The sequence below is a fragment of the Caballeronia hypogeia genome (assembly GCF_001544875.2).
Lineage (GTDB): Bacteria > Pseudomonadota > Gammaproteobacteria > Burkholderiales > Burkholderiaceae > Caballeronia > Caballeronia hypogeia.
The window spans coordinates 107,948-121,998 of record NZ_FCOA02000013.1; the positions used below are offsets into that span (position 1 = coordinate 107,948).

A 14,051-nucleotide genomic window follows, 5' to 3' on the forward strand; every position below is an offset into this window, starting at 1 on the left:
AGACGGCCGTCGCAAATATTTCAGATTACACGTTTGCTTACAAACGAACACGGCTTGTCATTTTGCGGTCCGCTACATTGGTCTCCATGGATTCACACGGAGAAACTCATGAAGAGACTAGCGATCCTTGCAGCGTTGGGCGTGTTGCTGAGTAGCGCGCTATCGGGCTGCATCGTCGTGCCGGACGGTGGCGGATGGCACCATCATCACGACTACTACCGCGACTGAAGCCGTGTCCGGGTTCCATTGGATCACAATGAAACTGCTACTCGCTGAATCGCGGTTTCACGTGCAAGCATACGAAGAAGGAGCCAACATCATGATGAACAAGACGAAGAAGAGCCTGCTGATCGCTTCCCTTGCCGCTGCGCTGGGCATGGGTCTGATGAACGCCGCTTCGGCGGACGAGCATCACTACGCGCCCGCGCCGCACCACGTCACAGTGGGCTGGCATGGCGACCGCTACTGGGACGGACATCGCTACTGGGAGCGCCAGGAATGGGAGCGTCATCATCACCATGTCGCGCCCCCGCCTCCGCATCGTTACTACTAAGGGTGATCGCGCATGAAAAAGCCGCAGCGGCGAGATACCGCTGCGGCTTTTTTTTCGACTCGCACTTCACCAGCTCTTCGGATCGCCGCCGAGCTCCTTGCATGTGTCATAGGCGATCGCCTGCAGTTTGGCCTCGCCGATCTGCCCCGACAGCGCATAGCCGACACGATCCCACGCCCAGTAAAACGTCGTGCGCGAGCCGTCGCGCAGCGTGCGGATCTTCGTGTCGTTGCCGCGAATCGTGGCCGTGGTCATGTAGAGCGTGAGACGCTCGCCGGCCGCGTTCTGATACATGAACTGCGCGGCGGGCCCCTCCTCGTCCGGCAGCAGACGCCCGCCGACGAGCTGAAAGCCATATTCGGTCAGCGAAGGAATCGTGACCGCGCGATTCAGCCGCTTCGACAGCCACGTGACGAGATGATCCTGCTGCGACGCCGCCACCTCCACCGCGTGCCGCTGCTCGGGCGCAAACACGGCATAGGCGATATCCGCACGCTCCGCGAAGCGCGGCTTCGAATCGCCGAGCGCGGGCAGCAGCATGTGCATCAGAAAACCGCACGCGATGCCGACCACCAGAAAACACGCCGCGATCAGCCAGCGCTCGCGGGGGCGCGGCTTGAGCCGGATGATCTGCGGCCCGCTCTGATCGGCGAACAGCGCGCGCAGCGCATTGTCCTGCGCGCGATAAGCGGCGACGGTCGCCTCGCTCGCGGCGTCGCCGGCGATGCACGCGGCCACGGCGTCGCGTTCGTCGCCGTGCAATTCGTCGTCGACCCAGGCGGACAGCGCCTGCAGATCGCGATCGGGCTTCGGCGGTCCCATACGGTCGCCGCCTTCGGATGGACGGTCCTGGTTCGTCATGAGCGGCTCACCACTTTCAGCGAGGACGTCGGCGACGCCTTGCTGCGGCCCGGTTCCTCGCCGAGCAGAACGCGCATGTGTTCGCGCGCTCGCGAGAGGCGCGACATCACGGTTCCGGTCGGCACGTTCAACACCACGGAAGCCTCCTGATAACTCATTTCCTCGACGCACACGAGCAGCATCACTTCGCGCTGCTCGACGGGCAGGCAATACAGGGCGCGCTGGACGTCGCGCAGCACGAGCCCGTCCACTTCGCCGCGCGGCGCGGCCATTTGCCGCCAGGGCGCGGTTTCGTCGTCGACGGCGATATCGCGCCGGCCACGCAACTGATCGATATACAGGTTGCGCATGATCGTGAACAGCCACGCCCGCAGATTCGTGCCGGCGTGGAACGACTTCGCGCGATTGAGCGCGCGTTCGGTCGCGTCCTGCACGAGATCGTCGGCCCATGCGCGATCGCCCGTCAGCGCGCGCGCGTAGCGGCGCAACTGCGGCAGATGCGCGAGAAGATCGCCCTCGAAGCTCACGGCGTGGCGTCCATTCGCGGCATGAGCGGGACCAAAGCGTGTGCGGCGTCCACCATCAGTAGCTGCCTCCGCCGGCAGGCGCACTCGGTCCGCCCGATGAATTCGGCGCACTTTGCGTGCCGCTCGCGCAACCCGCCGCGCCCAGCGCCAGACCGAGCGCGATCAGGAGCGCCGTCACCCCGATCGATCGTTTCATGATCGTTACCCGTTTCCTGATTGACTGACGGGCGCGCCGGTTTATTCCCCGCGCGTCCGCCATGTTCCGGAGTATGCGTCCGGCCCGGAAGATGCGACGCTCAGGGCTTCACGGCGTGCCAGACATCGTGGAAGTTGTCCCCGTTTTTGTCGCCGGGCTTGGTGTCCTTCGAAAAGCGATACACGCGTTTGCCGTCGTAGGCCCATTGCTTGCCGCCGTCCGCGGCTTCCATGGTCCATTTGCCGCTCGGGGTATCGGAAGCGCCTGCCATCGCCGCAGGCCAGGCTTTCGCGCAGCCGCCGGTGCAGGCGCTCGGGCCGCCTTTCGTGTCCTTGTCGAAGGTATAGAGCGTCATGCCGTTTTCATCGACGAACATGCCGTTCGACTCTTTCGGCGCGGCGGCATACGCGCTCGATGCGAGCGCTGCGAAAGCGGTGGCGACGGTTGCGGCCGCGGCGAACATCTGGATGCGCTTCTTCATTTCATCTTCCTTGTTGTCGAAGTATCCGTAGAACGTTCGTAAGCGCTGCACTATTCCGCGGACGATGAAATAAATCGATGCGGCAGCGCTGTCGCATCTTGGCTCGGCAATCCATTCAAGACCATTCGGGCGCTCGTGGCCAGTGATTCAGCGAAATTTCGTCGTGGTGGCGCCGCTCACGCACCGGCCGCCGCCGCGGTGGCGTCGCGCCAGCGGCGAGTGTCGCGCAACGGCGGCGCGCCGAACAACCGGCTGTACTCGCGGCTGAACTGCGAAGCGCTCTCGTAACCCACGCGATGCGCGGCCGTCGCTGCATCTGCGATATCGAGCAGCATCAGGCGGCGCGCTTCCTGAAGGCGCAACTGTTTCTGATACTGCAGCGGGCTCATCGCCGTCACGGCTTTGAAGTGATGATGCAGCGACGACACGCTCATATGTACGTCGCGCGCGATATCCTCGACGCGCAGCGGCTGATCGAAATGCTGGCGCAGCAGCTGGATCGCCTTCGCGATGCGCTGCGTCTGGCTGTCCTGCAGCGCGATCTGCCGCAGTCGCGCGCCGGAGCCGTTCATCAGCAGCCGATAGAGAATCTCGCGCTTGACCAGCGGCGCAAGGATCGCCACGTCCTCCGGTGCGTCGACCAGGCGCAGAAGGCGCAGCACGGCATCGAGCATGGAATTGCCGAGGCGGTTCACATAGAGGCCGCGCGAAGCGTCGGCCTGCGTCGCGGGCGGCAGCTTTTCGTCCTGAATCAGCGAAGTGATCTCGTCGACATCGAGATCGAGCCGCATGCCGAGATACGGCTCCGATTCGCTCGCCACCGAAACCTGCCCGCACACCGGCAGATCCACCGACGACACGAGATAGTGCATCGGATCGTAGACATAGACTTCGTCGCCGACCATGAGGCGCTTGCTGCCCTGCGCGATCAGCGCGAGCGCGGGCGTCTGGATGCCGTGCTTCGGCCCGCCCGGATTCATGATGCGATGCAGGAACAGGCCCGGCACCGGCGTTTCGACGGAACCCTCGCAGCCCGCGGTGAAACGGTCGAGCAGCGCGACGAGATCGAGTCGCGCCTGATCCAGTGCGGCATCGGGCGCGCCAGTGTGATGGGCGTCACGATGCTGTTCGTGAGTGTCTTTTCCGGCCAGTCCGGGCGTGTCGTTCAGAGCCATGGTTTGCGGACATTTTTGAGAAGGAGCGGTCCGCCTAGCTTACTCGCGCAGGCGCGAGATTGCTCGCAGGCATCCCCAGCGTTTGCAGGAACAGGCAAGGATTGGACAGGATCAGGCTATGAACGCGCGGCGCGCCGGGAAGATACTGCATTGCCGGCGCGGACCGCGCAGCCTACGTGGCGACGCCGCGCCTCATCCGTTACTCGGGAGCAACCATGCGCTACAGGAAATTCGGCAATACCGGTCTTTTCGTCTCCGAACTCTGTCTGGGCACGATGACCTTCGGCGGCGGGACCGGCGGCATCTGGGACAACATCGGCCAGCTTCAGCAAGCCGATGCCGACAAGCTGATCGGCCGCTCGCTCGATGCGGGCATCAATTTCATCGACACCGCCGACGTCTACGCGGATGGTCAATCCGAAGTCATCACCGGCCAGGCGCTGAAAAATCTGAAAGTGCCGCGCGAGAACGTGGTCGTCGCGACCAAGATTCTCGGCGAGACCGGCACCAAGGGCACGAATTCGCGCGGTGCGTCGCGTTACCACATCATCGACGGAGTGAAGGCGAGTCTGAAACGCCTGCAACTCGATCACGTCGATCTGTACCAGATTCACGGTTTCGATCCGGCCACGCCGATCGAGGAAACGCTGCGCGCGCTCGACAACCTCGTGCAGCACGGGCATGTGCGTTATATCGGCGTTTCGAACTGGGCGGCGTGGCAGATCATGAAGGCGCTCGGCATCTCCGAGCGGCTCGGGCTCGCACGCTTCGAATCGCTGCAGGCGTATTACACGATCGCCGGTCGCGATCTGGAACGCGAAATCGTGCCGCTTTTGCAGAGCGAGAGCGTCGGGCTGATGGTCTGGAGTCCTCTCGCCGGCGGGTTTCTGTCGGGCAAGTACACGCGTGAAGGTGCGAAGGAAGAAGGCAGCCGCCGCACCAAGTTCGATTTTCCGCCCGTGAACGTCGAGCGCGCGTATGACTGCGTCGACGTGATGCGCCGGATGGCCGAAGCCAAAAGCGTGTCGGTGGCGCAGATCGCGCTCGCGTGGCTGCTGCATCAGAAGGCGGTGTCGAGCGTGATCATAGGTGCGAAGCGCGTCGAGCAACTCGACGACAACATCGCGGCGACCAAGGTCCGTCTCAACGACGACGAGCTCGCCGCGCTGGACGAGGTGAGCCAGTTGCCGTCGGAATATCCGGGATGGATGTTGACGCGGCAGGGCGAATTTCGGCGCAATCAGTTGAAGGAAGAGGTAGCCGAATAACCGCTTAGAGACGCGGGCGGCAGGCTATGTCGCCCGTTTTCCGTAGGTATTTACCCGTAAATCTTTCGATTTCGGGTCGATTTAAGCCCTTTATCTCAAACTAAGATAGTTCTTATCTCCCCTATCGCGTTGCGGCATAAGGCCGCTCTGCCGACACTGTACGCACAACATCACTTCTGCCTCACGGAGACAAACATGCGTACTCAAGTCGGCATCGTCGGCGCGGGCCCGGCCGGGCTTCTTCTCTCTCACTTGCTGCATCTGCGCGGAATCGAGTCGGTCGTGCTGGAAGCGCGCAGCCAGAACGACATCGAATCGACGATTCGGGCGGGCGTGCTCGAGCAAGGCACGATGGACACGCTCAACCAGGCCGGACTCGGCGCGCGCATGCAGGCCGAAGGCGCGCTGCACCACGGCTTCGAACTGGCGTTCGAGGGTCAGCGCCGCCGCATCGCGCTGACGGAACTGACCGGGCACTCGATCACGGTCTACGCGCAGCACGAAGTCATCAAGGATCTCGTCGCGGCGCGTCTCGCCGCGAATGGCGCGTTGAAGTTCAACGTGTCGAATGTGTCGCTGCACGATTTCCAGGAAGGCAGCGATCGCAAGCCGCGCATCAAGTATCAGCACGAAGGCCGCGACGAAGAGCTCGAATGCGACTTCATCATTGGCTGCGACGGCTCGCAGGGCGTTTCGCGCCAGTCCATTCCCGAAACCGTCCGCCAGGACTATCAGCGCATTTATCCGTTCGGCTGGTTCGGCATTCTGGTGGAAGCGCCGCCCTCTTCCGATGAACTGATCTACGCCCGCCACGATCGCGGCTTCGCGCTCATCAGCACGCGCTCGCCCGGCGTGCAACGCATGTACTTCCAGTGCGATCCGAAGGATACCGTCGATGCCTGGTCCGACGACCGCATCTGGGCCGAACTTCACGCCCGCGTGGATACCTCCGATGGCTGGCAGATCACCGAGGGCAAGATCTTCCAGAAGAACATCGTCGGGATGCGCAGCTTCGTGTCCACGCCGATGCAGTCGGGCAAGCTCTTCCTGGCTGGCGACGCCGCACACATCGTGCCGCCGACCGGCGCGAAGGGCCTGAATCTGGCGGTGTCGGACGTGCGCGTGCTGAACGCCGCGCTCATCGACTTCTATAAGGAAAACAATGACGAGAAACTCGCCCGTTACACCGAGACGGCGCTCAAGCGCGTCTGGCGCGCCGAGCACTTCTCGTGGTGGATGACGCGCATGCTGCACAAGCTCGACGATACGTCGCCGTTCGAGCAGCGCCTGCAAGTGGCGGAACTCGAACACGTGACGACCTCACGCGCGGCGGCGACCGCGCTGGCCGAGAACTACGTGGGCAGCGTCGCGGTTTAAATCCGCTTGATACGCACGGCGCCGCTCCGACGCCGTGCGTTTATCGCCTCAGAGCACCGCCACCACCCGAACGTCGCCGTCCACCGACGGAATCACCTGACCGCCGACGCGCCGGAACGTGATCGTCACGTTCTTTTCTCCCAGCCGCAAATCGCCGATTTCCAGCCAGTCGATGCCCTCAGGCAGTTGCGGCCGGTCGATGCGCACTTCTTCATTGACGGCATCGACGGTCACGCCCAGACACGCCTCCAGAATCATGAAGGGCGTGCCCGCCGCCCACGCTTGCGGCAGGCACGCGACCGGATAGGCGATCGGCCGCTCGCCGCGCTGCCGCGTGAAGCCACAGAAAAGCTCGGGTAGCCGCATGTCGAATGTGACGGCCGCCTCGAACAGCGACTGCAGCAAACCAACGGCCGCGCCGCGCTCTCCGTAACGCGCGAGGCCGCGTGCGCACAGCGCCGTGTCGTGCGGCCAGACCGAGCCGTTGTGATAGGACATCGGATTGAAGCGCGGCTGCCCCGCCGCCAGCGTGCGCACGCCCCAGCCGGTGTGAAAGAGCGTGGATTCGAGCGTGCGCGCGACCGCCTCGCCGCGCTTGCGCTCGACGAGATCGAACGCCAGCAGATGCCCCGCGTTGGACGACAGCACGCGGCACAGATCGCCCTTGCCGTCGAGCGCGATGCCGTAGAAATCCAGTTCGGGCATCCAGTACATCGCTTCGACGCGTTCGCGAATATGACGAGCACGCTGCTCGAAATCGCCCGCGCTCTCATCTTCTCCGCGCTCGCGTGCGAGTCGCGCCATCGTCGAAAACGCAGTCGATGCGTACGCCTGCACTTCGACCAGCGCAATCGGCCCGACGGGAAAGCTGCCGTCCGCATGGAACACGGAGTCCTGGCTGTCCTTCCAGCCCTGATTCGCGAGCCCGTGCTCGGAGGCGCGCTGATAGTCGAGCAGGCCGTGCGGGTTCTTGTCGCAATGGCGCGCGACCCATTGCGCCGCGAGCTGCAGCGCGGGCCAAATTTCATCGATCAGTTCGCGGTCGCCGGTGCGCTCCGCATAGGCGCCCGCGAGGACGATGAACAGTGGCGTGCTGTCCACGCCGCCGTAATACAGCGCGAACGGGACCTCACCGGTCGCGGCCATCTCGCTCTTGCGCGTCTCGTGCATGATCTTGCCGATTTCAGCATCGCGGAACGCCGAGTCCTCGCGAGCCTGATGCGCAGCGAGGAAACGCAGCACGCCGCGCGCAAGCGTGGGGTGAAGCCAGAGCATCTGCAGCGACGTGATGATCGCGTCCCGCCCGAAAGCCGTGGAGAACCACGGGATGCCTGCGTACGGATATGGTCCGGTCTCGAGATCGGTGGTGAGCAATCCGAGATCCGCAAGCGAACGGTCGATCCATTCACTGAAGAGCGGATTGCTCGAACGGACGCGCGCGCTCGCACGACGCCTGTCGCGCATGCGCCGGTGCGCCTCGACGAGCGCCTCGCGAATGGCCGGACGGCCCGATTCGGGCGCGCACTCCGCTGCCTCGGCGGCGTTGCGCTTACTCTCCTCGCTGGCGTCGGAGAGCGCGCGCGTGACGGCCGTGACCGACAGATAAACCGAAATTGCGGTTTCCGACTGAATGTGCAGCGCATAATCGGCGCGCGTGGGCGACAGCACGTCCGGCGCCGGCGTGAACTGGATGCGCGCCGTGCGCTCCACTTCGTCCAGCCCCACATAGCGCAGCACCACCTCGCCGTTTTCGACCTCCGGCGGCCGCAGGTTGCCGCGCTTGCCACGCTTGGCGCCGCGCACCTCGAACATGTCGAGAAAGTCCGCAGCGAAGGAAATCGACAGCGGCACGGTGGACGGCTCGGTGCCGTAGTTCGTCAGCACGATGCTCTCGTGCAGCACGTGCCCCGACAGCACCCGCTTGCGCTCGACGTGGATCACGCCTTCGGGCGTACGCGCCCCGCCGATGGGCGGCAACGGGCGGTTGGTCAGATGCGCGGTGAACACAGCGTTGTCGCTCGAAACGCTGCCCGAGAGCAGCGACGGCGCCCGCCCGCCGAAGGTCAGCACGAGTTCGGAGAGCACGCGCGTGTCGTTGACGAAGAGTCCGTCGTCGCCGCCGCGGATATCTCCGTTCGCGTCGTACACGGCGAAGGTGTTACCGGACTTCAGGACGAACTGGCGTTCGCTCGGCATGTTGGAATGCTCGGTCGGAATGAACGCTTCGTCCACGCCGGCGGGTTGCAGTTGCGCCTGCTGCAGTTGTTGCTGCTGCTGTTGCATCTGTCCCTGCGTCTTTTCCTGTGTATCCATTGCACCATCCTGAAAGTAATCTGAAGGGTGTTTCGTGAGCTGCCTTGGAACGCATTCCGGCGTTTGGCTCACCGAATTCGCACGGTCGAGCGTTGCTTTGCTGCAGCAAGTGCGCCGCTTACCCGCTATCATCGACGGTTTTTCGACTCAGCCACGCCTGACGGGTTCTCCGCGCGCAATGTCATTTCCGCATATCGAATTACTTTATTCTGCCTCAGGGCTCGCGGTGGGCTTCCTGGTCGGCCTCACGGGAGTGGGCGGCGGCTCGTTGATGACCCCGCTGCTCGTCCTGCTGTTCGGCATTCATCCGGCGACGGCGGTCGGCACCGACCTGCTCTACGCCGCCGCGACCAAGACCGCCGGAACCCTCGTGCACGGCCTCAAGGGCTCGGTCGACTGGCGCATCACCGGCCGCCTCGCGGCGGGCAGCGTACCGGCGGCGGCCATCACGCTGTATTTTCTGCATGCGCACGGCATCGCGGCGCCCGGCACCGCGCGCCTAATCCAGTTGATTCTGGGTTCCGCGCTGCTGATCACAGCCGTTTCGTTGATTTTCCGGCCGCAACTGGCACGCTTCGCCTATCAAAAGGGACATGGCCGCCCGGAGCATCCCGCGCGCACCGCCGCCTGGACGGTTCTCACCGGCGCGGTTCTCGGCGTGCTGGTTTCGATCACGTCCGTCGGCGCGGGCGCAATTGGCGTGACCGTGCTGCTGCTGCTTTATCCTCGACTCGCGACGGTGCGCATTGTCGGCTCCGACGTAGCTCACGCCGTGCCACTGACACTGATCGCCGGTGCGGGCCACTGGATGCTCGGCTCAGTAGATTGGGCGCTGCTCGCCTCGCTCCTCGTGGGCTCGATTCCGGGCATCGCCATTGGCAGCATGCTGTCTTCCAAGGCGCCGGAATCCCTGCTGCGGCACGTGCTCGCCGCGACGCTGGTACTCGTCGGAGTGAAGCTCGTGTTGAGTTGATGTTAGTCACGCACGCACACCCTTTCCAGTCGGCCAGAAGATATAGGCCGATTCACATCCCGTCTGTCTTTTTTGCCTATACCGTTCGGCCGGCTTTCCCAGCGCCGGACGATGCGGCATCATTCCCGCTCAGTTGACCGTTGGCTGCAGGACGGTCAGGGCGGCGCACCAGATAACGGGCGCGTCATCTTTCGGCGTCGATAATGCAGGAACGCGTCATCGGGCGCGTGCCGCATGTTCACGAGGAATCACGCGATGAATGAGAACGACAATCCACAGCACGCGCTTCCCCCCGGCAACGACACTTCGGCCAGCGACGCACCGGCCGACCCCATCCGGCGGCGCCTTCTCGCGGCCGGCGTCGGCATCGCGGGCCTGTCGCTCAGCGGATGCAATCTGTTCGAGAACAAGCCGTCCACGCCGAAAACGGCGGCCGATCTCGCGCTCGACCGCACGCTTGCGGAAAACGTGCGGCAGATCGTCGTGATCTACGCTGAAAACCGCAGCTTTACCAATCTCTACGGTAACTATCCGGGCGTTCGCTATCCGCTCTCGGCCGTGCCGGCGTCGCACTATACGCAGCTCGACCGCGATGGCGTCACGCCCATGCCCACGCTGCCGAAAATATGGGGCGGACTCGTGCCGCAAGCCCAGCAAGTCGAGGGCAAGCGCTACGCGATCACCGAGCAGCAAATTGCCGATTTGCGCAACGGGCCCTTCCAGATCGCGGACGCGAGCGGTGCGCCGCTGCCCAATTCGGTCATCACACGCGACCTCGTGCATCGCTTCTATCAGAATCAGATGCAGATCAACGCCGGGCGCAACAACCAGTTCGCCGCCTGGGGCGACTCAGGCGGCCTCGTCATGGGGCATTACCAGAATTCGCCCGACACGCTGAAACTCTGGGGCCTCGCGCAGCAATACACGCTCTGCGACAACTTCTTCATGTCGGCGTTCGGTGGCTCCTGGCTGAACCATATATTCCTGATTTCCGCGCAGGCGCCCTTCTATCCGGACGCGAAAGGCAGCCCGGCGGAGAAGTTGCTGGCGGTCGTCGACGGCGACGATCCTAAAGGCTCGCGCCTGAAACTCGCACCCGATTCGCCCACGTCCGCGCTCGAAGGGCCGCCCAAATTCGTGCGGGACGGCGCGCTCACGGCGGACGGGTATGCGGTCAACACCATGTTCCCGCCCTACCAGCCGAGCAACGTGCGGCCAGCGCCGGGCGGCGATCCACGTTATGCGGACAGATCGAACGCGCTCGTGCTGCCGCCCCAGACTTACGCGACGATCGGCGACCGGCTCTCGGACAAGAACATCGACTGGGCGTGGTATAGCGGCGCGTGGCAGTACGCGCTGGAACATCGCGATACCGGCATGGTGCCGGACTTCCAGTACCACCATCAGCCGTTCAACTATTTCGCGAACTATGCGCCGGGCACGACGGCGCGCGCGCAGCATGTGCGCGACGCGGGCCTGGGCGATGATTCAAGCACCAACAAGCTGCTCGCCGACATCGACGCGGGCCGCCTTCCGGCGGTCACGTTCTACAAGCCGCAGGGCAATCTGAACATGCACGCGGGCTACGCGGACGTGGCGTCGGGCGACCGCCACATCTCGAACGTCATCGAGCACATTCAACGCGGGCCGCAGTGGGCGAACACGGTCGTGATCGTCACCGTCGATGAAAACGGCGGCTGGTGGGACCACGTCTCGCCGCCAAAGGGCGATCGCTGGGGGCCGGGCTCGCGCATTCCGGCGCTCGTGATTTCGCCGTTCGCGAAGAAGGGTTACGTCGATCATACGGTCTACGACACGAACTCGATCCTGCGCTTCATTTCGCGCGTGCACGACCTCGCGCCGCTCGACGGTGTGGCCTCGCGAGATCGCGCGTTCGCGGCCAATGGCGAGGCGCCGCTCGGCGATCTGACGAAGTCGCTCGATCTCGCGTAGCGGCTAGTCGCGCTCGACCCAGGCGCGCGCGGCTATTTCGACGAGGTAGCCGTAGTGCAGCGCGCCCACCGGCACGACGGCGCGCGCCGGCTTCCAGTTGCCGAAGTGGCGCGCGTAGATCTCATTGAACGTCTTCCAGTGCTCGACGCCGACGAGATACACCGTGACTTCGATGCAGTCCGTGAAGCTCGCGCCCGCCGCTTCCAGCACGGTGCGCAGATTCGCGAGCGTCTGCTCGGCCTGCTCTTCGAAGGGGCGGTCACCGGTGTGCGTGCCGTCAGGACGAACCGGCAACTGACCGGATACGCAGATCAGATTGCCGGCGCGCGTCGCGTGACTGTAGTGGCCGGCGGGAATGGGGAGCCCGGGAGCGTTGATGAGTTCGATCGGTGGCATGGTCGGATGAAGTATTGGGGGTTGCAAGACTAAAGCGCGAGTCTGCTCGCGAGAAAATCCAGGAACGCGCGCGAGCGCGCCGCCATCGACTCGCTTTGGTAATAGACCGCGTTGATCGGCTGGCGCACGTCTTCGAGGATGTCGTCGAGTATCGTGCGCAAACGGCCGGCGCGCACGTCGGCGGCGGTCATGAATTCGGCCAGGCACGCAATACCGCCGCCGTCGAGCGCCAGTTGCCGGATCGTCTCGCCGCTCGACGCCGCGACCGCCGGCCGGACCGTCACGAACGAGGCGGCGCGGCCTGCGCGGGTGTCGCGCAGCGGCCAGTCGTTGAGGCTTTCCGGGGCCGTGAAGCCGATCAACCGGGCGCGCGTCAATTCATCGATATCGCGTGGTTCGCCGTGTTCCGCCAGATAGGCCGGGCTCGCCAGCACGCGCAGGCGACTGCCGCCGAGCGCGCGGGCGTGCAGCGTCGAGTCCTGCAGGGCACCAATGCGAATCGCGATATCCACGCGCTGCTCCAGCAAGTCGACGATGCGCTCGTTGCTCGTCAGTTCGAGCGTGATCTCTGGATACAGCGCGGCGAACGTGTTCACGTGCGGCACGATGCAGTGGAGCACGAATGGCGACGCCGCGTCCACGCGCAGCCGTCCGGCTGGCCGCTCGCGATGCTGCGCCATGGCCTCCTCGGCATCTTCCATCGCGGCGAGAATCGCCCGGGCGCGCGTGAGGAACAGCTCGCCTTCGTCCGTCAGTTGCAGGCGGCGCGTCGTGCGGCGCACCAAGGTGGCGTCGAGCTTCTTTTCGAGGCGCGTGAGCGTGCGGCTCACGCCCGACACCGTCTGCTGGAGCGTCTCGGCCGCGGCGGTCATCGAACCGCTGTCGATGACAGTGACGAAGACGAGCAGCTCATCCGTGTTGGTTTTCAAATTATTGATTCTGCGTCAAGGTTCATTTGAGACTAGCACTGTTTTTGCGAAAGTCTAGGCGGCTCATACTCTGCTCATCGTAGTTTGAACATTCAATGGAGCAGGATCATGAACATCTTCATCACGGGCGCGGGCGGTTTCATCGGCGGCTCGATCGCGGCCGGACTCGCACGCGACGGTAATCACGTGCGCGGACTCATCCGTCGCGCGGAGCAAAGCGATGACCTCAAGCGTCTTGGCATCGAACCGGTTATCGGCAGTCTGGACGACACGACGCTGCTCGCCGCCGAAGCGCGCACCGCCGACGCCATCATCAACGCCGCGAGCAGCGACCATCGCGGCGCGGTCGAAGCGCTGATCCGCGCGCTCGAAGGCACGAACAAGCCGTTTCTGCACACGAGCGGTTCGAGCATCGTCGGCGATGCATCGGGTGGCGAAGCGTCGGACAAGATCTACACGGAAGACGATTTGCCCGAGCCGACACCCGACAAGGCGCCGCGCGTCGCGATCGACAACCTCATCCTCGACGCGGCCAAACGTGGCGTGCGCTCGGTCGTGCTCTGCAACACGCTCATTTACGGACACGGCGCGGTGCCGAACACGGCGAGCGTGCAGTTGCCGCGGCTGGAGCGCCAGGCGAAGAAGAGCGGCGTCGTGCGGCATGTCGGACGCGGGTTGAATATCTGGTCGAACGTGCATATCGACGATGTCGTCGATATCTATCGCCTCGCGCTCGAAAAGTCACCGGCCGGCACGTTCTATTTCGTCGAGAGCGGCGAAGCGCAGTTCCGCGACATGACGGCCGCGATGGCGAAGGCGCTCGATCTGCTCGGACCGGAAGACTGGCCGCTTGAGGAAGCGATCAAGGAATGGGGGTACGAAATGGCGTCGTACGGTCTCGGCTCGAACAGCCGCGTGCGCAGCAAGCGCACGCGCGAGGTTCTGGGCTGGCAGCCGAAGCGAACGTCCGTGACCGAGTGGATCGCCAACGATCTGGTCGGCCGATAAGAAAAAGGCGCGGCGAACTGGTCAAACCAATTTGCCGCGCG

The 14,051-nt window shown here is 64.2% G+C and carries 14 protein-coding genes; 6 read left to right on the plus strand and 8 right to left on the minus strand.

The genetic code is table 11. The annotated features are described in order from the left end of the window. The first annotated feature begins 322 nt into the window (after positions 1 to 322). Positions 323 to 553 carry a hypothetical protein gene (locus tag AWB79_RS20040; protein ID WP_061169249.1) on the plus strand — a complete coding sequence of 77 codons (231 nt, stop codon included), beginning with the start codon at positions 323 to 325 and terminating at the stop codon, positions 551 to 553. Positions 554 to 619: 66 nt separating this feature from the next. On the opposite strand, the gene AWB79_RS20045 is transcribed toward AWB79_RS20040, so the two are convergent. From AWB79_RS20045 to AWB79_RS20060, 5 genes are all read right to left on the minus strand, one after another. Then, positions 620 to 1,414, minus strand: a complete 795-nt coding sequence (locus AWB79_RS20045; protein ID WP_082862396.1) for an anti-sigma factor family protein — start codon at positions 1,412 to 1,414, stop codon at positions 620 to 622. Continuing rightward, positions 1,411 to 1,941 (minus strand): RNA polymerase sigma factor, encoded by a 531-nt coding sequence (locus AWB79_RS20050; protein ID WP_061169176.1) that lies wholly within the window; start codon positions 1,939 to 1,941, stop codon positions 1,411 to 1,413. The genes AWB79_RS20045 and AWB79_RS20050 overlap by 4 nt, the downstream gene beginning before the upstream one ends. A 55-nt stretch (positions 1,942 to 1,996) precedes the next feature. Then, positions 1,997 to 2,137, minus strand: a complete 141-nt coding sequence (locus tag AWB79_RS39575; RefSeq protein ID WP_157695808.1) for a hypothetical protein — start codon at positions 2,135 to 2,137, stop codon at positions 1,997 to 1,999. A 100-nt stretch (positions 2,138 to 2,237) separates the two neighbouring features. Next, positions 2,238 to 2,618 carry a COG4315 family predicted lipoprotein gene (locus tag AWB79_RS20055; protein WP_061169251.1) on the minus strand — a complete coding sequence of 127 codons (381 nt, stop codon included), beginning with the start codon at positions 2,616 to 2,618 and terminating at the stop codon, positions 2,238 to 2,240. A gap of 176 nt (positions 2,619 to 2,794) precedes the next feature. Further along, a complete protein-coding gene (locus AWB79_RS20060; RefSeq protein ID WP_061169177.1) occupies positions 2,795 to 3,793 on the minus strand; it encodes an AraC family transcriptional regulator in 999 nt (332 codons plus the stop codon). A 215-nt stretch (positions 3,794 to 4,008) separates the two neighbouring features. On the opposite strand from AWB79_RS20060, the gene AWB79_RS20065 reads away from it, so the two are divergent. Then, a complete protein-coding gene (locus tag AWB79_RS20065; protein WP_061169178.1) occupies positions 4,009 to 5,061 on the plus strand; it encodes an aldo/keto reductase in 1,053 nt (350 codons plus the stop codon). 195 nt (positions 5,062 to 5,256) lie between these two features. Next, positions 5,257 to 6,438 carry a 4-hydroxybenzoate 3-monooxygenase gene (locus AWB79_RS20070; RefSeq protein ID WP_061169179.1) on the plus strand — a complete coding sequence of 394 codons (1,182 nt, stop codon included), beginning with the start codon at positions 5,257 to 5,259 and terminating at the stop codon, positions 6,436 to 6,438. A gap of 48 nt (positions 6,439 to 6,486) precedes the next feature. Here the strand turns inward: AWB79_RS20070 and AWB79_RS20075 are convergent, their stop codons facing one another. Then, positions 6,487 to 8,721 carry an amylo-alpha-1,6-glucosidase gene (locus AWB79_RS20075; RefSeq protein ID WP_198399062.1) on the minus strand — a complete coding sequence of 745 codons (2,235 nt, stop codon included), beginning with the start codon at positions 8,719 to 8,721 and terminating at the stop codon, positions 6,487 to 6,489. Between the two features lie 208 nt (positions 8,722 to 8,929). Here AWB79_RS20075 and AWB79_RS20080 point away from each other — a divergent pair, with 208 nt between their 5' ends. Both AWB79_RS20080 and AWB79_RS20085 read left to right on the plus strand, forming a co-directional pair. Further along, positions 8,930 to 9,724, plus strand: coding sequence for a sulfite exporter TauE/SafE family protein (locus AWB79_RS20080; protein WP_061169181.1), 795 nt, complete (start codon positions 8,930 to 8,932; stop codon positions 9,722 to 9,724). 255 nt (positions 9,725 to 9,979) lie between these two features. After that, entirely contained in the window at positions 9,980 to 11,677 is a 1,698-nt protein-coding gene (locus AWB79_RS20085) for an acid phosphatase (protein WP_061169252.1), read from the plus strand. A 3-nt stretch (positions 11,678 to 11,680) separates the two neighbouring features. On the opposite strand, the gene AWB79_RS20090 is transcribed toward AWB79_RS20085, so the two are convergent. Both AWB79_RS20090 and AWB79_RS20095 read right to left on the minus strand, forming a co-directional pair. Further along, positions 11,681 to 12,073, minus strand: coding sequence for a RidA family protein (locus AWB79_RS20090; RefSeq protein ID WP_061169182.1), 393 nt, complete (start codon positions 12,071 to 12,073; stop codon positions 11,681 to 11,683). A gap of 29 nt (positions 12,074 to 12,102) precedes the next feature. Further along, positions 12,103 to 13,002 (minus strand): LysR substrate-binding domain-containing protein, encoded by a 900-nt coding sequence (locus tag AWB79_RS20095; RefSeq protein WP_061169183.1) that lies wholly within the window; start codon positions 13,000 to 13,002, stop codon positions 12,103 to 12,105. A 108-nt stretch (positions 13,003 to 13,110) separates the two neighbouring features. Between AWB79_RS20095 and AWB79_RS20100 the strand changes: the two genes are divergently transcribed. After that, positions 13,111 to 14,010 carry an NAD-dependent epimerase/dehydratase family protein gene (locus AWB79_RS20100; protein WP_061169184.1) on the plus strand — a complete coding sequence of 300 codons (900 nt, stop codon included), beginning with the start codon at positions 13,111 to 13,113 and terminating at the stop codon, positions 14,008 to 14,010. Positions 14,011 to 14,051 lie beyond the last annotated feature (41 nt).